Raw genomic sequence first — 20,190 nt, 5'->3', positions numbered from 1 at the left:
ATATCGTTCAGTACAACGGCGAGGTCCAAAGTCGAACCCCTCTACCTTCCGGATATTCGCTAGGACCCATCCAACTGAATGGCCCCCCTAATAATTTTTGAATCAGCTTTCCATGATTGCGTCGATATGAGACTTCTAATGAAGTTCCAAGCTGGCTGCCCCTGATGTACAAAACCTCGCCGTAGACGTCCCGCTCGGGCATGGCTGGGACGGCGACAGTTTCCTGGGTGTCTTTGGTTTTGGCCTGCATCTTTTGGTTCCTTTCGCCTTGGGTGAGAGGGACAGGGAACTAACCACCTGCCCAACGTCTCCCCCAGTTGTTTTTTGCCTGCTGGCGAAATGAAATGAAGCGGGGCCAGCCGCAAAACCCATCAACCCGACAGGGGTGCGGAAACCAGAAAATCTTTGGCCGGAAGAAGCGACGAAGGAGTGCGGCCCTATGAATTTGTGGGTGGAGCACGCCCGAAGCGCAGCGAGTGGCTTGTGGGTTTGGAGGTGGCCCGTACACTCCGAAGGACAGCAGCAAAAACTGAAAAGAAGACCGGCCGCCAGGCCGGTCCGCAGCCGGCCGCGCCAGCGGACGCCCGATTCAGGAAAATGAGCAACAAGGTAAAATGAAGAATCAGGGCGGCGAGCGGAACCCTTTAGCTCAGTCTCGCCGCCCTCTTCAACCCATGAAACTTTTCAGACCTTGCACGGTAACTATCCCGATCCAATAGATACATGCAGCAACAGCGTTCTTGCACGTGCTGCAACTAGAATTCTGAGAGTTACCTGAATCTCCCCGAGTAGACCTGTGTTGCTCCACCTGCTCGGCTTATGATCGAGATGCGAACTCACACGGCGCACATAACTGAATAACCTTTTCGCGAGGTCGAGCAAAGCGTTCCGGGCCACCCGGAACGCTTTCTCATGTTTTCTGCCAAACAAAGCAAAATAAACCGGCAACGAGCCCCTCGACTATACGAACTGGGGTGAATGCCAACATGTCAGAAAATCGTGCTCGCGTAGGCCTGATTCTTGTGGCTTTAATGGCCAAGTTAGGGTTGACTGAACACAATAGCAAGTTAGTCTTTAATAAAACCGAATTGATGTGAATAAAGGAGACCGAACTGTGCTGAAGATTAAGAAGATGGTGACCGCCGGGGCGACAGCGCTCTGCCTGACCGCCGGGATGGTGGCTTTAGCTCCTGCAGCCCAAGCGGACACCCAGACTCGGTGGTACAACAACCTGCAAATTTGCAAAGCTGAAACCAATGCTCGGGTGAAGCACCTCCGAAACAAGGGTTACACGGTCAGTATTCAGCGGTATTGCAAGGGCGAGCAATACATCGGTTACATGCCTCAGTATCAAACGGTTCTTTACGTCAACTGACGCTCATCTGAGGAACAGCGGGTCTGCTGAAGGTTTGGTTGACGCTAAGGTTCATCAAGCAACCGTGATGCAAACAGAGCATCAGAGTAATCATTGGGTAGTTCTCGTTCGATCTGGGACATGTATCAACCACAAGTGCCGATGATGAAGCTCCTCGAAATTGTCCAGTCACCAACTGGACAATTAATGCGCCGCATCCGTTACTTCACACAATACAGGGCACAATATGTCGGGGCGTAGCTCTCACTGTGTGAATATCGTTCGTTTTTGACACACTTAAAGCAGATTCCTAGGGCGATGCACCGGGTATTTTCATCGGTCACTTGTGCCGCACCGTTATTTAACGATTCAGGTGTCCCGTAAGCGGAACCTTCTACGGGACATTCGCATCCATGCACAAACGCATAGTCTGAAAACACTCCAATATGCACCGGAGATCCTCAACCGGAAGTCTGAAATTCCTACTTTTCCGTCCGGCAAGACAGAGCAACTAACAATGCGGCTGCGACACCGAACAATCCATGCGATCTAAGTAGCACTCATTTCTCATAGGTGTCGTTTTCCTGCGGCAAACGACTTTTGCGCCACCGAAAACCGTTTTTAGACGATGAGTAGACTACGTGTCCAGATCCCAGCTGCGTGACTTACACATGTACGCTTTGGATCATTTAGTAGACGAATACTTGAAAGGTTCAAAATGTCAGATACTGATTTCTCACTACTGGTCGAACTCGTGGGTTTATTGCGTGAAGCTGACGAGCGCCCTGGCATTAAGGCCACGGTGGAAATCAAGGGTAGTGGCCACGCTAATTTCAAAACTTATATCGTTGAAGCTCGCGTCGAAGAATCCACCTACCGGACAGTGCGAAACGATGACTGGTCGAAATTCGAGATCGTATACCAGACAGGTACACGCCAAACTCTAATTATTGAGGCCAACGATTCGCCTGTCATCCGAGATGACGAGTGGAGAATCCCGGTAGCTACCCCCGAACTAGCTATGTTTCGTCCGCTCGATTTGCCCATTTGGGGTGGTCCGACAGACACACACAAAATAATCTCAGTTGCACGAGGCAACGAAAACGAATTCATCTTAGAAATAACGATGCTTGGTCCAGATGGTGATAGCGACGGATCATATGAAGTGGTGGTTGACAGCCAGCTTTGCTACGTCACTCGAATGACATGGAATTACAAAAATTACACTGTCAAGAATCTTGAAATCGTGGAGAATCCGATACTTTACTGATCGGAATGTAACACTTTATAAGCATTCCTCTCAATGTTCAAAGCCGCCTGAGCTTCTGCCCGTAGTCGTCAACAATCGGGTTGCAGAGTGTAGCGGGTAGCCTAGTTTGACGGTTTAATTGCAGCAGTAAAAGGCGGTTTTGTCCGCCCGTAAGCCGAAGCCTCTGCGGGATGGTTTGAGCCGTGCAGATTCCATATTCGGCCTGTGCCGGTGCACTGGGCCCGCAAGGTGCGAGCATGTCGTTCCTGTGCTGCGCGTCGCTCAATAATGACGCGCCCGCCAAAGCTGAGGAAGGAATAACGCAACCAAGGCCTAGGATTTGCTTATGGTACCGGTCCCAGCTCAAAAATTGTCCACGTTGTTCTTCCCGATGCTCATTGTGGCCTTGCTGGCAGGAGCACTCATGGGTGCCCTCGGCGGCGGGCTTTCGGTGTTGCCGGACATCCTCGACAGCTCCGGCGATTCTGACGGGCTTAGCGCATGGGGAGGCCCCGTGGGCTATGCCCTGATACCCATCCTTTATGGCACGGTGTTTGGAACGATCATAGCTCTTATCCCAGGCACAGGCTCATTCATCAGCTTGGCCATTCAAGATCTTCGGCATCCGACTTCATCAGGGAACCGCCAAGCCTTGGCCGCTGGAGTAGGTGCAGCCGTCGCAGGATTTATACCGGCTATTGCCCTTGTCTGGGGCGTTGAAGAGGTGCCCAAAGAAATCGTGGTGACCGGCGGGATTTTTATCGTTGTTTGCTTCGTCATCGCGTTCCTGGCCCTCAGAGTAATACTGCGTTTCATAGACAAGCGGGATGCAGTGCTCAGCAAGGCTAACTAGCAGTCGCAGCAGAAAACGAGAAAAATCGTAAGCTAAGGCTTTGCTGAGGCACATGCTTAACGGCGCGCAGCTTGTTGTTGGAAGATATGGCAACACCCGTCCGCAAGGGGAACGTCTACTGGGACACCGAGGCGTTGTCGTTATCTACGACTTCTAGACACCTGATGCAGGTGCCATTGTCTGGTAGCTGAATACGCTACCGCGGACTATTAGGCCTCAGAATCTTCGTCTTTCATGGTCGGCGAAATCTCGTCGGCCGACTTTGAAGCCTTAGAAGCATTCTTGCAAACCTTGACGAGCACCCAAACGATGAGGATAAAGAAGGCGGCTCCTACGATATAGAGGATGATCTCGTATGCGTTTGGTTCCAGGGGATTCATCTGACTAGCGTATCTAGTCGGGGTGCGTTTCGTCGAGAAGACCGTTTACGAATCGAGCGGACCAGTTCACCGGCTCTCTAGAACCGTTCTCCATTTCTGCTTCATCAAGAACAGAACCAATTGGCATGGCCTAATTACTGCCTGTCCGTAAGCGGAACCACCAAGAGCACCCCGTGACCTTCTGAACAGTCGCGTCGTCCCGATAGGGGTTTGTCCGGATTGGCATTTCGGACCGTACCGTAAGAGGGTCCTCAAATGGAACGCACCCACGTCTGACTTCCAATTTAAGATTTTTTGGATTCACAGGAAAGTCGACCGTCCCGTTTGCCTTATCCGGTGAAACGACCGATGACGGGGCATGAATCGGAACGCTGTCAGGGACGCAATTCGCGGATCAAAGCGGCGGCGCCAGCCGCTGTTTGTGCGGGCGGGTCTACTGCGACTTCAGGAGCTTCACTCCGTCGGACCGCAGCTCGCCCGTCGGAGAAACATGCCGATAGAGGGTTTGGCGGGTCACTCCGAGTTCCGCACACAGTGCGCCGACCTTCGTTTCGGGTTGGCCCATGGCTGTCATAGCCAGGCGGACCTTAGCTGGTGTCATCTTGTAGGGGCGGCCCCCGGTGCGTCCGCGGGCCCGGGCCGATGCCAAGCCGGCGACAGTGCGCTCGGAGATCAGCGCGCGTTCGAACTCGGCCAGGGCGGCGAAGATCCCAAAGACAAGCTTGCCCGAGGCCGTGGTGGTGTCGATGGCCGTGCCCTCGCCGGTGAGGACCTTGAGTCCGATGCCCCGCTCGGTGAGGTTGTGGACCGTGTTCACCAGGTGGCGCAGGTCCCGGCCCAGACGATCAAGTTTCCACACCAACAAGGTGTCTCCCGCATTCATCCCCTTCAAGCAGGAAGCCAATTCCGGCCGATCGTCTTTCTTCCCCGAGGCGTGGTCCTCGTAGAGCTTCGACGGATCGACTCCTGCGGCCAAGAGCGCGTCGCGCTGCAGGTCGGTGCTTTGCGATCCGTCGGCCTTGGACACTCGCATGTAGCCGATTTTCATGGCTTGGACCCCTTGTCATTTATACGGTCATTTACGTGACAAGGAAAAAATACTATGACTGTTAGGTTCGTTTGACGGCTAAATCGCATCTCCAAGTGGCGGTTTTAGCCGGCCATAAACGGGACTTTATATGTGAGCGCCGAGAAACGCGAGGGCACGGTCCAAAATCTCGAAGCTAAAGGCATCGACCGTGAGATGGAGAGCATGCGCGTCGAGGTGACGTCAGCTCAGGAAGCCTGCAATCAGGGCCGTCAAGGGCATCAGAAAGTCCAAAGTTCCTAAGGACCACACACCCCGCGGCCTTGGCGCTCAAATTCAATGACCTGGCTTGGCTTGGATCAATAGTGATCTCGCCTGTCACCGTTCTAATTTCTTCGATAGGTCGCAATGCCGCACCTGACCGATGCCTCGAATCAGCCCTTACCGAAGACTATGAACTTTCAGCCTGCTGTTAAGGTGCATCGTGGTAAAACTCTAGGCAAGAAGTTACACTATTGAAGATAATAAAAATATTGAGCCCAGAACCAAAAGTTTAAACTACAAGCGTCAGGCATAACGATGAATTTTACTTTTGTAACATTACCCCTTGCGTTGTCTTTGGTAGCTGTATTACCGGGGATGGCGCAGGCTGTTGAAATTCCTGTTAGCGACACCCATACGGTGCAGCAGTCTTCGGAATATGCCCTTTCAACGAAAGATTTCTTCCCCGAGAAAACCCCTACGGAATCGAACTACATCGAAGCGGAATCGCCTGCCGATGCAGTAGCCAAGATGGATAAGATGGACGAACTACGCAAAGCTGGATTCAATGTGGGTGCCATGGCAAAAGTGAATTATGGGCCTTGCAAGATCGTTGCCGCAGGTTTTCACACCAGAAAATCTGGGAACTATAGTACGGGTGGCTTCAAATCCACCACCTATTGCACCACGAAAGTCACCGCGATCAAGCATTCTTCACAGGCGCGATTTAAGCGGTTAGCCTGGTGGGTCAAGGGTGGCCCTGATATTAGCCAGTCAGCCCAAAAGATAAAAGCCGGTAAACATAACGGCACTTATTACTCTGCTGTCTTCGAGCAGACAAATCACGCACTGTCATGTAAATCTGCGAAAAAAACCACTTGGTCAGGTCGCGCTCTCGGAACTATTGTCTACAAAGGCAAGACTTACTATGCTGATGCCTACGCTCCTGTACAGAAGGGGGTTCCATGCCGTCTCTAAGCAGCATCCTGACAAAAATCAAGATTCGCCTTGGCTCGAAATATTCAGAGGAACTGATGGTCTACGTCGTCTATGGGAAACAACCCAGCCCATTTCCAGATATTGAATACATAGAGCCAATAATTGCGATCGTGGCCAGTGAACGTGAATGCTTTGCGATTCAGGAAAAGTATCCAGACACTAAAGTCAGCTGGGAAGCCCGAAAGGTGCAGGATGCCGAAAGCATAGACTTGGTAGATGGCTGCGTTTTGTATCTGACGCATACTACTTTGTCATCGTACGATGAGGACGCCGATGGGAATCCAATCTTCGGGATCATGGAGAATCCACAGCCCACGGCTCTATATTGCAGTCGGGACGCCGCTGAGCAGCAAGCACCGGAACAATACCTGCACATCGTTACCCTCGGTGAAATAAACCTTCGTGGCGTCGGAGAGCTTTTGGAATAAGTATCCAGCACCCTACGCCAATACCTGAAGTTGCCAGACATGACGGGGCCGCACCTACCAGGTGCGGCCCCTCTTCATGTTGCTTGCCACGTTGCAGGAGATGGTATCGGGTTAGATGCCTGCTTGATCCTATCCGTGTTGTCTCAACAAACTAAAGTTTTTTGAGACACTGCACAGAGACCAAATCTGTCGTTTCACATAGTGTCATTTTCAGAAGTCGACTGCAGAAAATGACAGAGTGCATATCGTCGCAAAACCCCAGTGCAGCAAATTACGACTCGAAACGATCCCTCGACTTCAGACACAAAATGTCGGCAGCTCCAGGTACCTTCTGTATACGACTATTTGGCCACGCGATAACTACACGGGCCCAGGCGGCGGGCAATATTCAGGACCGCAGCGAGGCCCCTCCACTGGCACCGGTGGAGGCATGTCCACAGTGTCCCGGCGGAGGACTCTCTGCCGGGCCAGGCCGTGGCCAAGGACAAAAGGGCTACAGCCCAACCCATTCGGAGCTGCCGGAGGTGAAGTGCTGCTTCTTCCAGATCGGCACCTCGGCCTTGATGCGCTCCACCAGGTTCTCAATGGCGTCAAATGCTTCCTTGCGGTGAGCCGCCGCCGAGGCAGCCACCAACGCGGCGTCACCAATCTTCAGCGGACCCACCCGGTGCACTGCCGAGAGCTTCAGCCCGGTGCGTTCTTCTTCCTCGGCGATGACCTTCTCCAAGAAGTCCTGAGCTTGCGGGTGGTGCGAATAATCCAGTGAGTTCACCGCTTGGCCGCCGTCATGGTTGCGGATGATCCCGTGGAAGAGCACCACGGCCCCGGCGGTATCGGACTGCACCGCGTCGCGCACGGCCGCCTCGTCGATGGGTTCTTCGGTAATCAGGGCGTAGCTCATAATCAGGCTCCTTCAGTCTTCGAGGGTTCGGCCAGCAGATTCGGGGCCACCGCGGCCAAGGCCGGGATGCCGCCGTCAAGATAATTTGCGTCTATGCCGCGGCCGGCCAGCAATGCTGCGGCTCGCTGCGAGCGCGGCCCGCGGGCACAGTACACGGTGACGTGCTCGGGAATCTGATTCAGTGCCGCGCCAGCTTCAATGGCTGCTTCTAAGTCAGGCAAAGGCATGAACAGCGAACCGGCAATGTGCCGCTCGACGCGTTCATCTTCATTGCGCACATCGAGCAGCACCGGCACATCGGTGCCAGCCAGTTCTTCGGCGAGCGCAGCGGCATCGATTCCCTGCACCTCGGGCAGCGCTCCGGCGCAGAACAGCACATAGTCGATCAGCTCGGTGACTTCTGTGGCCTGCGGGTCACGCGAATATTCTAGGGTGCGGGTACTGGCGGCCAGCGCATCATAGATCAGTACCTTGCCCACCAGCGGTGTCCCGATGCCGGCGATCAGCTTCAGCGCTTCGGTGGCCAGCAGCGATCCGATGGTTCCGCACAATCCGGGCAGCACTCCCCCGGCGGCGCAGTCCGGCACCGTGCCCGGGGCGGGCGGCACCGGGAACAGGTCGCGGTAGCCCGGGCCGTGCTCGTGCCAGGCGACGGATACCTGGCCGTGGTGCTGCAAGATGGATCCCCAGATCAGCGGGATGCCGTAAAGCTGTGCTGCGTCATTGGACAGGTAGCGGGTGGGGAAGTTGTCGCTGCCATCAATCACCAGGTCATAGTTCGCAAAGATCGATAGCGCGTTGGATGAATCAAGGCGCAGGTTGTGCTCGATAATCTGTACGTTCGGATCCAGCGCCTTGGCCGCTTCAGCCAGCGAGGCCGTTTTGGCCACCCCGATATTCGCGGTGGTGTGGGTGATCTGGCGGTGCAGATTGGACAGCTCCACCACGTCATCATCCACGATACCGATGGTGCCCACCCCGGCCCCGACCAGATACGGGATGCACGCGCTGCCCAGCCCGCCGGCGCCGATCACCAGCACCCGGGCTGCGGCCAACCGGCGCTGGGAGACGGAGTCGAATCCGGGCAGCGAGAGCTGGCGCGCGGCGCGTTGGGCCTGCTCGTCGCTCAGTTCGACCCCCGGGGCAACGAGGGCGGGAAAGTAGCCTTCGCTCATAATCGGATCCTCCGCCCGCTGGCGCGATAGCATGAAGTCATGTCGAAGATTACGATACGCTACTTCGCGGCCGCCGCGGCGGCCGCGGGCACCGAACAGGAGACCTGGGATCGGCCCGAAACCCTGTCCCAGCTGCGTGCGCAGCTCACCGAAGCCTATGGCCCGGCGATGGCCCAGGTGCTGCGTGCCGGAAGCTTCCTGATCAACGGCGTGGTGCGCCGCGATGCCGGCGAGCTGGGCTCGGCCGACGAACTGACAGTGGATGTGCTTCCCCCGTTTGCGGGCGGATAATCCATGTCCTGCACCCTTAAAAACCATCGCGCCGAGCTCGCAGAACTACTCGGCCCGGTCTTCAGCAATCTCGGCACGCAGTTGCTTACGGTGACCAGCACCGAACTCTGCGATCGGGTCACCAGCGAAGACCTGTTCGCTGCCCTGCCCATCCCTGCCTTCACCAATTCGCAGATGGATGGCTATGCCGCACGCAGCGCAGAGTTGGCTTCTGCTTCCGCTGATTGCCCGGTGATCCTGCCCCTAGGATTCACCGCAGCCGCCGGGGATCGCCGGATCACCCTGCTACCGGGCAGCGTCAGCCCGGTCATGACGGGGGCAATGATTCCCGAGGGCGCGGACACCATCATCCCCGTGGAAGAAAGCAGTACCGGAAGCTTCCCGGATCTGGTTCGGGCGCACCAAGGCACCCCGTCCGGGCAGGCTACGTTCACCGCGCCGAGTAAACCAGGCCGGTTCATCCGCGAGGCCGGCGAGGATCTGGGCGCCGGAGCCTTGGTAGCCTCTGCGGGCACCCGGCTAACCCCCACCATGATCGCCGCACTGGCCTCCAGCGGCCTCTCCGAAATCCCGGTGCGCCGGACACTGAAGGTAGCACTGTGCACCACCGGGGACGAGCTGGGCGGCCCCAACCCGGCCGAAGGCCAGATCCCTGATGCGAACTCCCCGATGCTCGCGGCCCTGCTGCGCCGCTACGGTGTGGATGTGCGCACCCTCCAGCTGCCCGATGCCCCAGACCGGTTCGCGGTGGCTATCGACCAGCTCCAAGAACAAGTCGATCTGATACTCACCGTTGGTGGGATCAGCGCGGGGGCTTACGAAGTGGTCCGGCAGGCGCTCGCCGGACGCGGAGGCAATTTCCACCATGTGGCCATCCAGCCAGGCGGGCCACAGGGCTTCGCCCGGCTGGAGCACTCCGTAGTGCTGTGTTTCCCGGGCAACCCGGTCAGCGCACTACTCTCGGTTGAACTATTCCTCACCCCGTTACTGCGCGTGCTCAATGGATTGCCTGAACCACAACCGGAGCACTATCCATTGGCACAATCGGTGAGCTCCCCGGAACATAAACACCAGATGCGCCGAGCACTGCTCCGCGAGGGTCAGGTCACCATCTTGGATCCAGGCTCCCATCTGGTTCACGACCTGGCCCGCGCCGACGCGCTGGTGCACATCCCGGTAGGAGTCAGCGAACTGACCGCCGGGCAAAGTGTTGAAATTTGGAGAATGAATGTCTGAGAAACTCACCCACCTACGCGAAGACGGCAGCGCCCATATGGTCGATGTCAGCGACAAAGCTGTCACTAAGCGTGTAGCTACCGCCGAGGCCATCTTCGTTACCCGCCCGGAAGTCATTAAAATGCTGATGACCGGAAACCTGCCCAAGGGCGAAGCACTAGGCACCGCCCGAGTCGCCGGCATCATGGCCGCCAAGCGCACCTGGGAACTGATCCCGCTGTGCCACCCACTACCCATCTCCAAAGTGTCCATTGATTTCACAGCAGAGGATTCGGCCGTGCGCGTTTCCGCACAGGTGACCACCAAGGGTGTCACCGGGGTGGAAATGGAAGCCTTAACCGCCGCCAGCGTGGCCGCCTTGACCCTCTATGACATGGTCAAGGCCGTGGACAAGCATGCCGAGGTCCGCTCGGTGAAGGTAGTCGCTAAGTCTGGTGGCAAGAGCGGTGACTGGGTTCGTGGAGACTGACCGTAGCGCTGCGGTGGTTGTCGCCTCCACCGGTGCCGCAGCAGGAACCGCGGCGGATAAGACCGGGCCACTGATTACCGAGTGGCTGACCGAGCATGGTTTTGAAACCGGTGAACCACAGGTAGTTGCCGATGGGCAGCCGGTGCGTTTTGCCGTAGATGAGTTGCTGGCTCGTGGCGTCCAAGTAGTGATCATCACCGGCGGGACAGGGGTCTCCCCCGATGACCAGTCCCCCGAAATGGTGGCTCCGTTGCTCGACGTGCAGTTGCCCGGAATTATCGAGGCCATTCGCCGCCGCGGCGAAGCCTCAACACCGCTGTCCATCATTACCCGCGGGGTCGCCGGGTTCGCCGGGGACTGCTTCGTGATCACCTTGCCAGGTTCCACCGGCGGGGTGAAGGACGGGTTGGCCGTGCTGGACCCAATTTTGGAGCACCTGCTGACTCAGCGCAGCGGCGGCACCGGCCACGGTCCACGCTAATGATCTTTGCACTAGGAAGGCTGAACGATGAGCGTTGAAGCTGGTATCTACCAACATTTTAAGGGCCAACGCTATGAGGTGCTGGCCGTGGGCCGGCATAGCGAAACCGAAGAGCCACTGGTCTTCTACCGCAAGCTCTACGATGACTACAGCTTCTGGGCACGCCCCTTGTCGATGTTCGACGAAGTGATTGAACGTGATGGCTATAAAGGTCCACGCTTCACCCGGATCGCTTAGTCAACCCGTTGGTAAGGCATACTCGTGGCTACTGCGAATCAGCCACGTTGTAACGGCTTAATGCGGCGGCGAATGAGGAAATCTGCTCTTCACTCCAGTCTTTCAAGCGTTCGCTGACCGCGGCCCGATGCACGGCGGCGGATTCCGCTAACCGGTTGCGCCCTAAATCCGTTAGTTCTAGCACCCGACCGCGGCCCGCTTCGGCATCGTCATAGGCGGCATAGCCCAGGTCCAGCAGCGTGCCAACCTGCCGGGAGACCGTCGAGCGGTTCAGTGCGAACGCCTCGGCAATATCGGTGGCCCTGGTTCCGGGAGTATCGGCGATAAATCGCAGGAGTGAATGTTCCACCAGGCTCAGCGGTTCGGCTAGGTGCCGGGCACGCGCATTGGCACGTCGGGTGATCATTTGCATGTGGTGGTAGACGGATTGAATATCGGTCTCGCGCTGTTCCCTGCCCATAGTTCGAGTCTAGTACGTGGCGCAAAGATCAAATCTCAATGTTGCATAATGCAACATTAAGAGTAATCTTTAATTCTGATGACTCTCACCGATACCACCCCGCCTAAAATTCCTTCCTCCAAGCACGCAGGCACGCCCGCACCGAAGAAGTCCCCCGCAGCTAAGCCCGCGAAGCTTGGTTGGGGAAAGCTAGTCTTGACCATGCTGATCCCATTCTTCCTCTGCGCGGTGATGGGCTTGTTCTACTTGGGCGCATTCCATGCACCCACCCCTAACAACGTACAGGTGGCGGTGGTTGGCGACTCCGCGCAGATCAAGGTCTTCGCCCAGTCCCTCCAGGACAAGGCTGACGGAGCTCTGAACGTGCGCACCGTCGCCGACGCGCAGACCGCCAAGGAACTTGTCGCACAGCGAGAAATCGTGGCGGCCTACGAAACCAAGGATTCCACGGCAACGCTCTTTGCCTCCAGCGCGGCGTCGGAAACCTCGCTCAATATTGCCCAGAAGATCTTCATGAATCTAGCCTTTGAGCAGAACCAGCGATTCCACATCGAAGATGTGGTTCCTACCGGGGAACAAGACACCACCGGACAGGGGCTATTCTTCTTGTTAGTGGCGCTCAGTATCGGCGGTTATGCCAGCGCGGTTCCGCTCGCTGGCTTCATGGGCAAGGTCAAGCTTCCGATTCGCTTTCTTATGGCCGCCGTCGCGGCTGCCGTGGTAGCCACGATTGCGGTGGTAATTGCAGGACCGGTATATCAGATCATCAACAGTCACTTTGCCGGCATCTGGCTGATTTCATGGGTCTACGCGGCAGGCATCACCCTGCTAGGCCTAGGCCTGCATCCACTTTTGCGGCACTGGACCACACCGGCACTGACCCTGTGCTTCGTCGCCTTGAATTTCACCAGTTCTGGCGGGATTTTTCAACCAGAAATGCAGCCGGGGTTCTACGGCGCACTGAACACTTTCTGGAACGGGGCGGGGTGGTTGCACGCGGTGCAGACCCTAGTCTATTTCCCAGACCAAGCACTTGGCATGGATATTTTGCGACTCATCTTGTGGCTCGTTCCCGGTGCGGCCTTGATTATTTTGACCCACACTTGGAGCGTGCGCAATACCCGCTTGGCCAACGAGAAGGCCACGATCAAGGAAGTCGAAGAGACCGTCGCGGTCTAGCTGAACTCATCCAAGTGCATATTCAATAGCCGGTTCACCCCAAGGTGGCCAGCTACGCGGTTAGTTGCGCAGCGCCGCCGAACGGGCGGCACCCAAAGCAGCGTGCAGCCCGTCTACGGCCTGGGCCATCACGGCAGTACCCACGTCCTGAAATGACCCCATGCCTCCGCGGTAAAGCTTCAAGGCTTCGTTAGCCGATTCGCGCAGCTGCGCAGGGGTTTCGATGTCCGCGAAAAGTGAATCGAGCCAATCGGCCGTGTGGGAGCGCCGCGAATCCCGGTCGTGCACCACTGCGCGGTGCAGTGTTGCGATCGCCTCGCGTACTTCGTCCAGCGTTTGATTCAGCGTAGCCATGGCACCAGATTACCCTTGCGACTGGCGCCGAAGCTGGGAATGCCATTCACCAAAAGAGGCGACCGGCTCAGGCCTCGTCGCCCTGCAGCGCACCTAGGCGCGAGGCGACATGATTGCGCACGTCGTTCAGCTCATCCATGTTGATACCGTGAGCCAACCCAGGGTAAGTCCGCTGCGTCAAGGTCGAGTGCCGAGGCAAGAATTCGGTGGTGCGCTCGATAGCTATCGGAGCGATCACGCGGTCTTCGGTGCCGCGGCCCCAAAATACGGGCGGAAGCTGTTCGGCGAGTATAGCGTCCGCCGGCTGCTCGCCGCCGAGGACAAAACCGCCAAGGATCGTAGTGGCCAGCACGCGTTCCGGACGAGTTCGCAGCAGCTGGCTTGCCATCAAGCCACCTTGCGAGAAGCCGATGGGGATGATCTTCGTTGTCTGATCCAGATTGGCGTCGATCCAAGCCCAGATAGCCTCGGTAGCGGCTTCTACCGGGGCCACATCGGGCACTCCCGGGGTGGTGATCTGGAACCAGGCCGCGCCGCCTTGCCCCAGTTCCACGGGGGCTCGCAGCGAAGCCCACTGCAAGTTCAGACCTAGCGGTGCCTCAAGCGAGCAGAGGTCACTTTCGTTGGAGCCGAAACCATGCAGAAAAATCAACACTGCTCCGGAATCCGGGGTGCGATTCCACTTTTCGGATCGCACGTCGCTCAACATTTTGCCCATGGCGGGTCAACTCCTCATAATGACGTCCGGGTCGCGCCCGGAAAATGCAAAGATCGCACAGGCACGTCGCCACGGAAAATCTCCGGCATAACAACCATACAGGAATTAGTTGAAGATACAATCAATTTCCTGAAAGTCTGTCGATCACCTGGCTCAAAGGCAAAGCGAACGGTAGCGCTCAGCGGCTTGCCGCCAACGCTTCACGCACCTGTTGAGCCGCGTTTAATAGCTCAGGCAAGAACTTCTGCGCGGACTGCTCGGCCGTTTCCGTCATATTCGGGCGCACACTCATGGACACGTTTAATGCGGCCAGCACCGTGTGCTCCGAACCAAAAACGGGCACAGCCACCGAACGCAACCCAATTTCCAGTTCTTGATCTACCACCGCGAAACCTTGCGTGCGAATCTTTTCCAATTCCTGGAGCATTTCCTCACGGTTATCGATCCCCAATCCGGTGACCGAGTGGATGCCTGCGGTCAGCACGGATTGTTGCACCTGTGCAGGCTGGTAAGCCAAATGCACCCTGCCCATGGAGGTGTTCACCGCCGGGAAGCGGGTACCGACCGAGATACCCACGCGCATTATCGAGCGGGTGTGGACGCGGGCAATATAAACAATGTCAGAACCGTCAAGCACCGAGGCCGAGGCCGATTCATGCACCTTGGCCGACAGTTCTTCCAACACCGGCTCGATCAGCTGCGGCAAGGTAGCACTGGATAGATAGGCGTATCCCAGTTGCAAGACCTTGGAGGTTAGTTCGAAGTACTTGCCGTCCGAGCGAACATAACCAAGATCTTGCAAGGTCAGCAAAAATCGGCGCGCGGTGGCGCGCGACAGCCCGGTCAGCACGGCAACTTCTGAGAGCGTCATTGACGGGTGCTCAGCATCAAAGCTGCTGATCACCTGAAGTCCGCGCGCTAAAGACTGCACGGACGTAGTAGTTGCGGCCTGCTCGCTCACGGGACTCCTTGCACAAGCCGTGATCACGACCCGCTAGTATTGAAAAAGTGGGGGTGCCTTACACAAAATATTGGTAAAGCACCCCCACTAATCTACTGTGTTTTTAGGCTTTGGTCAGTTCAACCGGCAGCTTGGACTGCAGTTCTTCGAAGCTGATTCCGTGCGAGGAACGCACGAAGACCTTCCCGCCGCGCAATTCAAAAATTGCCACTTCGGTGTAGATCCGCGAGACACAACCCAGACCGGTGACCGGGTAGCTCAGTGCTTCGACAAGCTTTGATTCACCGGTCTTGGTGAACAGGCTCATCATCACCCAGGTCTGCTTCGCACCGATGGCTAGATCCATGGCGCCACCGACGGCAGGGATCGCGCCCTCGGCACCGGTGTGCCAGTTGGCCAGGTCGCCAGCCTCGGAAACTTGGAAGGCTCCAAGTACGCAGACATCCAAGTGTCCGCCGCGCATCATCGCGAAGGAATCTGCGTGATGGAAGAAGGAAGCTCCGGGAAGCTCAGTCACCGGAATTTTGCCCGCATTGATCAGATCTTCATCGATATCATCCCCGGTGGCTACCGGCCCCATACCCAACATCCCGTTTTCGGTGTGCAGGGTCACGCCCTGCTCACTGGTCAGGAAGTTGGACACGTTGGTCGGCTGGCCGATGCCCAGGTTCACAAAGGCGCCGGACGGAATATCCGCGGCAACCGTCTGAGCCATGTCGTCGCGGCTGAGTTTTTCTTGCGTGTTGGAGTAGTTGCTCATTATTTGTTCCCTCCAAGTGCCACAACGGTATCTACATAGATGCCCGGGGTGATGACGTTCTCCGGATCCAGGTCGCCAGCTTGGACGACCTCGTCCACCTGCACAATGGCCTGCTTGGCGGCGGTGGCCATGATCGGACCGAAGTTACGCGCGGTCTTGCGGTACACCAGGTTGCCCATGGTGTCGGCCTTCAGCGCCTTGATCAGTGCGAAGTCCGCATTGATCGGGGTTTCGAGCACATAGCCCTTGCCGTCGATGACGCGGGTTTCCTTGCCTTCGGCCAGCAGCGTGCCGTAACCGGTCGGGGTGAAGAAACCACCGATGCCGGCACCTGCGGCGCGGATACGCTCGGCCAAGTTGCCCTGCGGAACCAGTTCCAGCTCGATTTCACCGGCGCGGTAAGCCTCATCAAAGTGCCACGAGTCCGACTGGCGCGGGAAGGAGCAGATAATCTTCTTCACCCGGCGTTCCTTGATCAACAACGCGAGGCCTGCATCAGCCTGCCCGGCATTGTTGTTCACGACCGTCAAGTCCTTGGCGCCGCACTCCATGAGTGCATCGATCAGTTCCATCGGCTGGCCGGCGTTGCCGAAGCCACCGATCAGGACGGTAGAGCCGTCCTTGATTTCGGCGACGGCGTCCGCCGCCGAGCTGGCTATACGTGGTGCCATGTTTCTGCCTTTCTAAAGATTTGGGGACCGAAGCAGTTGGACTACTTGGTAGCGTTTTCGTTCTCGATGACTACTGCCAGCCCCTGGCCAACACCGATGCAGATTGCTGCGACACCGTAGCGCTGACCGGATTCCTGCAAACGGCGTGCCGCGGTACCGAGGATGCGCAATCCCGAAGCACCCAGCGGGTGGCCGATCGAGATAGCCCCTCCCCAAGCATTGACGATGGTTGGGTCGATATCCCAAGCGCGGATGCAGGCAAGGGACTGCGCGGCAAAGGCTTCGTTGAGCTCAACTACGGAAATATCGGTCCATTTCAGACCGGCCTTGGCCAATGCCTTATTTGCTGCCTCTACCGGGGCAAAGCCGAAGAACTGTGGATCCAAGGCAAAAGAAGCGTTGGAGACGATGCGCGCCAACGGCGCTGCGCCCAGTAGCTCGCCGCCGCGGGCGGACCCGATGAAGGCTGCCGAGGCGCCGTCGTTCATTGGCGAGGCGTTGCCCGCGGTGACCGTGGCATTCTCGCCGGTGCGGAACACCGTGCGTAGCTTGGACAGGGATTCTGCGGTGGAATCCGCGCGAATGGTCTCATCGCGGGTCAGCTCGGTTCCACGCTTGTTCGCTGGTGGAACCGAAACGACGAGGTTGTCATACTTACCGGCGTCCCATGCGGCCGCTGCCTGCTGGTGGGACAGGGCCGAGAATGCGTCCTGGTCTTCACGGGAGATGTTGTGCTTTTCGCGCAACTGTTCGGTGGCTTCACCCAAGGACACGGTCCACTCACCGGGCATGGCCGGGTTAACCAGGCGCCAGCCCAAGGTCGTATTGGCCAGCTCGAGGTTGGACATCGGGAAGGGACGCTCGGTCTTTGGCAGTACCCATGGGGCACGGCTCATGGATTCGACTCCGCCAAGCAGTACCAGGTCCGCGTCGCCGGTGGCGATCTGGCGGGAGGCTGCGATGGCTGCGTCCAGCGATGAACCGCACAGGCGATTCATGGTGGTGCCCGGCAGGGAGGTAGGCAAACCTGCCAGCAAGGTACTCATGCGTGCAACGTTACGGTTTTCTTCGCCGGCACCGTTGGCGTTACCGAAGATTGCCTCGTCAATGGAGCTGGTATCGAGCTTGGGCGCGCGTGCCACGAGCTCGCGCACCACGTGCGCGGCCAAGTCATCGGGGCGGTGGGAGGAAAGCGCTCCGCCAATTTTTCCGAAGGGGGTTCGAATTGCGTCGTATAGGTAGGCCTGCTGCATGTATCCACTGCTCCATCGCTATATCTTGTTCACATCGTGAACTTAAGTTCGTGATATGAACTTTAGCAGTTGATTGTCTTCGTTTTCAAGAGGTTTGAGCAAAGAGCTTCTACGGAAGCCATCGCTGAGCAACGGCAGACTGAGCGGGTTTCCAGGTGTTGCGTGGATTAATCCACCTTCGGTTTGTCCTGGTCTTCAGGCTCAGCACCGTGAGGTTGCCCGGCAGCATCAACGCGTGGCACCACGCCGGTCGCCGGCCTTGGCGGGGTCAGCACCGAGGCGGAATCATGTTCGGTGGAGTACTTCAAGAACGACAGGTGCGCTTCATAACGGTCAAGTACGTCATTGATGACCTGCTCGCGGTCCAAGCCCATCACGTCATAACCTTCGGTTCCGGTTTGAGTGAACACTTCAAGCCTGAAGTACACGTCGATTTCTCGCGACATCGAACGCGCGCCAAACATTGGGACCGGAGCTTCCACCGCTGCCACCTGATAATGGAAATTACGGTGTTCCGGAATATAGACAACCAGCGCATGCTCGGCGATCTGGGTCTGCTCGTTAGGGGTGGTGGTCAGCTCGGCGTGGTAACCGAGCTTCATGAATTCCTGGGCCACATCCTCCAAAGCAGGATGAACTACCTTGTCCACGTAGCGTGCGACCTGCTTATTGGATGGGTAGGAACGCAGCTGCGCCAGACGCTGACGCCAAGTCTTATCCGGGGCCGCCCCGCCATGCGCGGCAGTAGCCCGCCGGCGATTCATCCGGCCCTCACGTTCGGCTCGTTCCATGCGCAATACCTTGGAGAACGAAGCCATCACCAAGTAGGCAATAATCGTCACCGGCAACGCAAAGATCAGCGTGGCATGTTCCATGGTGGTGACGCCCCCGGCCACGAGCATGGCTACGGTAAGCAACGCGGTCAGCAGAGCCCAGAAGATCCGCAGCCATTTGGGTCCGTCTTGTGACGGGTCGGGAATCGTTGAAGAGAAGTTAGACATCACCATCGCGCCCGAGTTGGCGCTGGTCAGATAAAAAAGCAGGCCGGAGAGCGTGGCAAGACCAATCAAGAAGGGAGCTCCGGGGAACATTTCCAAAAGACTGTACCAACCATGTTCTGGAGAGTCGATGGCTACTTGGGCGAACCCGCTATTGCCGTCCATCACCACCTTCAACGCACTATTGCCGAAAATGGACACGATCAGGAAATCACAGAGCACCGGCGCGGTAATCGCTGCGATCACGAATTCTCGTAACGTGCGTCCACGCGAGATACGCGCCAGGAACATGCCCACGAAGGGACCCCACGCCAACCAGAAGGCCCAGAAGAATAGCGTCCAGCTGGCCATCCATTCAGAACCATCGTCCTGATAGGCGAAGGTCTGCAAGGTTCGTTCGGGAAAAGTGAAGATAAAACGGCCAATGTTCTCCACCAAGGCGGTCAGCAGGAACGAAGTTTTTCCCGTCACCAATATGTAAAGCATCATTGCCGCGGCAGACCAAAGGTTCAACTCGGAGATAATCCGGATGCCCTTATCAACCCCCGAGGTGCATGCGGCAATCGTCATCACCACGGCGACCACCACCAAGGCAATCTGCAGGCCCAACCCTTCGGAAAACCCGAAAATCGAGGCGAACCCCACGTTGAGCAGCACCACGCCGATACCCATGGAGGTCGCTACACCGAAGACCGTCCCGACCAGCGCAAAGATATCAATAACATCCCCGGTGGCACCGCGCACCCGTTTCCCCAACAGAGGGTAGAGCGCCGCACGGATGGATAGCGGCATTCCCCAGCGATAGGCGAAATAGCCCATGGCCATGCCCAATAGCGCGTACATGGACCAGCCGGCCACACCGTAATGGAACATGGTCCAGACCACCGCGTCCTGGGCCGCGGCCGCGGATTCAGGGTCAGCCGCAGGCGGAGCAATGAATTGGGTAATCGGCCCGGTGACCGAATAGAACAACATGTCGATACCCACACCGGCAGCAAAAAGCATCGCGACCCAGGTGACTAAGTTGTATTGCGGACGAGAATGGTCCGGCCCCAGACGGACGCTACCTTCCTTCGAGAACGCCACCCACAGAACGAAGAGCACCACCAAGGTGACGGTTAGGACGTAATACCAGCCGAGATTAGTCGAAATCCATGCAACGGTAGTGGCCATCGTCGAAGCGGCATGATCCGGGGTGAGCATCGCCCAAGCGGAAAATGCAATGATGAGCAATGACGAAATCACAAAAACGCGCCAGTTGACCTTCGTGCCGCGTTGCTCCGTGAGTTCTTCAGGCCCTTTGCTCAGTTCTGAGCTGGTCATCGGGGCTCGAAATTCTTCGACAACAGGATTTTTAGGCTTCTTGCTGACGCCAAATTGGCTGCGTTCCACCGTGGGCTGAAGCTCGTCTTTGAATTCGTCCGAAGCGTCGTGGTGATCAGCCATGCAGTCCTCCTAAAGTCAGAGTCCACACTGTGGCTAACGACCCGCATAT

At 57.3% G+C, this 20,190-nt stretch carries 23 protein-coding genes; 11 read left to right on the top strand and 12 right to left on the bottom strand.

Annotated elements, in window-relative coordinates:
• Window positions 1–1,114 precede the first annotated feature (1,114 nt).
• The 3 genes from ACX5K5_RS02040 to ACX5K5_RS02030 all read left to right on the top strand — a co-directional run bounded on the left by ACX5K5_RS02040 (window position 1,115) and on the right by ACX5K5_RS02030 (window position 3,456).
• A complete protein-coding gene (locus tag ACX5K5_RS02040) occupies window positions 1,115–1,375 on the top strand; it encodes a hypothetical protein (RefSeq protein ID WP_013350364.1) in 261 nt (86 codons plus the stop codon).
• A 697-nt stretch (window positions 1,376–2,072) separates the two neighbouring features.
• Window positions 2,073–2,624 (top strand): hypothetical protein, encoded by a 552-nt coding sequence (locus ACX5K5_RS02035; RefSeq protein ID WP_459174944.1) that lies wholly within the window; start codon window positions 2,073–2,075, stop codon window positions 2,622–2,624.
• A 325-nt stretch (window positions 2,625–2,949) separates the two neighbouring features.
• On the top strand, window positions 2,950–3,456 hold the full coding sequence (locus ACX5K5_RS02030; protein WP_459174943.1) for a hypothetical protein: 507 nt from the start codon (window positions 2,950–2,952) through the stop codon (window positions 3,454–3,456).
• 209 nt (window positions 3,457–3,665) lie between these two features.
• Here the strand turns inward: ACX5K5_RS02030 and ACX5K5_RS02025 are convergent, their stop codons facing one another.
• Both ACX5K5_RS02025 and ACX5K5_RS02020 read right to left on the bottom strand, forming a co-directional pair.
• Window positions 3,666–3,836 (bottom strand): hypothetical protein, encoded by a 171-nt coding sequence (locus ACX5K5_RS02025; RefSeq protein WP_459174942.1) that lies wholly within the window; start codon window positions 3,834–3,836, stop codon window positions 3,666–3,668.
• 433 nt (window positions 3,837–4,269) lie between these two features.
• A complete protein-coding gene (locus ACX5K5_RS02020) occupies window positions 4,270–4,884 on the bottom strand; it encodes a recombinase family protein (protein ID WP_459174941.1) in 615 nt (204 codons plus the stop codon).
• A gap of 558 nt (window positions 4,885–5,442) precedes the next feature.
• Here ACX5K5_RS02020 and ACX5K5_RS02015 point away from each other — a divergent pair.
• Together ACX5K5_RS02015 and ACX5K5_RS02010 are read left to right on the top strand one after the other, a co-directional pair.
• A complete protein-coding gene (locus ACX5K5_RS02015) occupies window positions 5,443–6,102 on the top strand; it encodes a hypothetical protein (RefSeq protein ID WP_459174940.1) in 660 nt (219 codons plus the stop codon).
• Window positions 6,090–6,551, top strand: a complete 462-nt coding sequence (locus tag ACX5K5_RS02010) for a hypothetical protein (protein WP_459174939.1) — start codon at window positions 6,090–6,092, stop codon at window positions 6,549–6,551. Before ACX5K5_RS02015 ends, ACX5K5_RS02010 begins: the two co-directional genes overlap by 13 nt.
• Window positions 6,552–7,044: 493 nt before the next feature.
• Here ACX5K5_RS02010 and ACX5K5_RS02005 read toward each other — a convergent pair whose 3' ends face one another.
• Together ACX5K5_RS02005 and ACX5K5_RS02000 are read right to left on the bottom strand one after the other, a co-directional pair.
• Window positions 7,045–7,452 carry a molybdenum cofactor biosynthesis protein MoaE gene (locus ACX5K5_RS02005; RefSeq protein ID WP_443458543.1) on the bottom strand — a complete coding sequence of 136 codons (408 nt, stop codon included), beginning with the start codon at window positions 7,450–7,452 and terminating at the stop codon, window positions 7,045–7,047.
• A 2-nt stretch (window positions 7,453–7,454) separates the two neighbouring features.
• On the bottom strand, window positions 7,455–8,627 hold the full coding sequence (locus tag ACX5K5_RS02000) for a ThiF family adenylyltransferase (protein WP_459174938.1): 1,173 nt from the start codon (window positions 8,625–8,627) through the stop codon (window positions 7,455–7,457).
• A gap of 39 nt (window positions 8,628–8,666) precedes the next feature.
• Between ACX5K5_RS02000 and ACX5K5_RS01995 the strand changes: the two genes are divergently transcribed.
• The 5 genes from ACX5K5_RS01995 to ACX5K5_RS01975 are packed head-to-tail and all read left to right on the top strand — an operon-like array spanning window position 8,667 to window position 11,341.
• The gene (locus ACX5K5_RS01995) at window positions 8,667–8,918 is read left to right on the top strand and encodes a MoaD/ThiS family protein (protein ID WP_459174937.1); all 252 of its coding nucleotides are present in this window, start codon (window positions 8,667–8,669) and stop codon (window positions 8,916–8,918) included.
• 3 nt (window positions 8,919–8,921) lie between these two features.
• On the top strand, window positions 8,922–10,154 hold the full coding sequence (locus ACX5K5_RS01990) for a molybdopterin molybdotransferase MoeA (protein ID WP_459174936.1): 1,233 nt from the start codon (window positions 8,922–8,924) through the stop codon (window positions 10,152–10,154).
• Entirely contained in the window at window positions 10,147–10,623 is a 477-nt protein-coding gene (gene moaC / locus ACX5K5_RS01985) for a cyclic pyranopterin monophosphate synthase MoaC (RefSeq protein WP_096255084.1), read from the top strand. Before ACX5K5_RS01990 ends, moaC begins: the two co-directional genes overlap by 8 nt.
• A complete protein-coding gene (locus tag ACX5K5_RS01980) occupies window positions 10,613–11,104 on the top strand; it encodes a MogA/MoaB family molybdenum cofactor biosynthesis protein (protein WP_459174935.1) in 492 nt (163 codons plus the stop codon). Before moaC ends, ACX5K5_RS01980 begins: the two co-directional genes overlap by 11 nt.
• Window positions 11,105–11,131: 27 nt before the next feature.
• A complete protein-coding gene (locus ACX5K5_RS01975; protein WP_096255082.1) occupies window positions 11,132–11,341 on the top strand; it encodes a DUF1653 domain-containing protein in 210 nt (69 codons plus the stop codon).
• A gap of 28 nt (window positions 11,342–11,369) precedes the next feature.
• Here ACX5K5_RS01975 and ACX5K5_RS01970 read toward each other — a convergent pair whose 3' ends face one another.
• Window positions 11,370–11,801, bottom strand: coding sequence for a MarR family winged helix-turn-helix transcriptional regulator (locus tag ACX5K5_RS01970; protein ID WP_188687213.1), 432 nt, complete (start codon window positions 11,799–11,801; stop codon window positions 11,370–11,372).
• Between the two features lie 78 nt (window positions 11,802–11,879).
• Between ACX5K5_RS01970 and ACX5K5_RS01965 the strand changes: the two genes are divergently transcribed.
• Window positions 11,880–12,980 (top strand): hypothetical protein, encoded by a 1,101-nt coding sequence (locus ACX5K5_RS01965; RefSeq protein WP_443462231.1) that lies wholly within the window; start codon window positions 11,880–11,882, stop codon window positions 12,978–12,980.
• Window positions 12,981–13,040: 60 nt separating this feature from the next.
• Here the strand turns inward: ACX5K5_RS01965 and ACX5K5_RS01960 are convergent, their stop codons facing one another.
• From ACX5K5_RS01960 to betT, 7 genes are all read right to left on the bottom strand, one after another.
• Window positions 13,041–13,334, bottom strand: coding sequence for a DUF6966 domain-containing protein (locus ACX5K5_RS01960; protein WP_442346583.1), 294 nt, complete (start codon window positions 13,332–13,334; stop codon window positions 13,041–13,043).
• Window positions 13,335–13,401: 67 nt separating this feature from the next.
• Window positions 13,402–14,052: an alpha/beta hydrolase gene (locus ACX5K5_RS01955; protein WP_459174934.1), complete on the bottom strand. Its 651-nt coding sequence runs from the start codon at window positions 14,050–14,052 to the stop codon at window positions 13,402–13,404.
• Between the two features lie 178 nt (window positions 14,053–14,230).
• Window positions 14,231–15,013, bottom strand: coding sequence for an IclR family transcriptional regulator domain-containing protein (locus ACX5K5_RS01950; protein WP_459174933.1), 783 nt, complete (start codon window positions 15,011–15,013; stop codon window positions 14,231–14,233).
• Between the two features lie 103 nt (window positions 15,014–15,116).
• Complete coding sequence (locus ACX5K5_RS01945) at window positions 15,117–15,773, bottom strand: 3-oxoacid CoA-transferase subunit B (RefSeq protein ID WP_188687217.1); 657 nt, start codon at window positions 15,771–15,773, stop codon at window positions 15,117–15,119.
• Window positions 15,773–16,444 carry a 3-oxoacid CoA-transferase subunit A gene (locus tag ACX5K5_RS01940; protein ID WP_459174932.1) on the bottom strand — a complete coding sequence of 224 codons (672 nt, stop codon included), beginning with the start codon at window positions 16,442–16,444 and terminating at the stop codon, window positions 15,773–15,775. The genes ACX5K5_RS01945 and ACX5K5_RS01940 overlap by 1 nt, the downstream gene beginning before the upstream one ends.
• A 41-nt stretch (window positions 16,445–16,485) precedes the next feature.
• Window positions 16,486–17,697, bottom strand: coding sequence for a thiolase family protein (locus ACX5K5_RS01935; protein ID WP_459174931.1), 1,212 nt, complete (start codon window positions 17,695–17,697; stop codon window positions 16,486–16,488).
• Between the two features lie 167 nt (window positions 17,698–17,864).
• On the bottom strand, window positions 17,865–20,141 hold the full coding sequence (gene betT, locus ACX5K5_RS01930) for a choline BCCT transporter BetT (protein ID WP_459174930.1): 2,277 nt from the start codon (window positions 20,139–20,141) through the stop codon (window positions 17,865–17,867).
• Window positions 20,142–20,190 lie beyond the last annotated feature (49 nt).

This window comes from Glutamicibacter bergerei (genome assembly GCF_054495185.1).
This window is presented reverse-complemented; position numbering and strand designations above follow the sequence as displayed.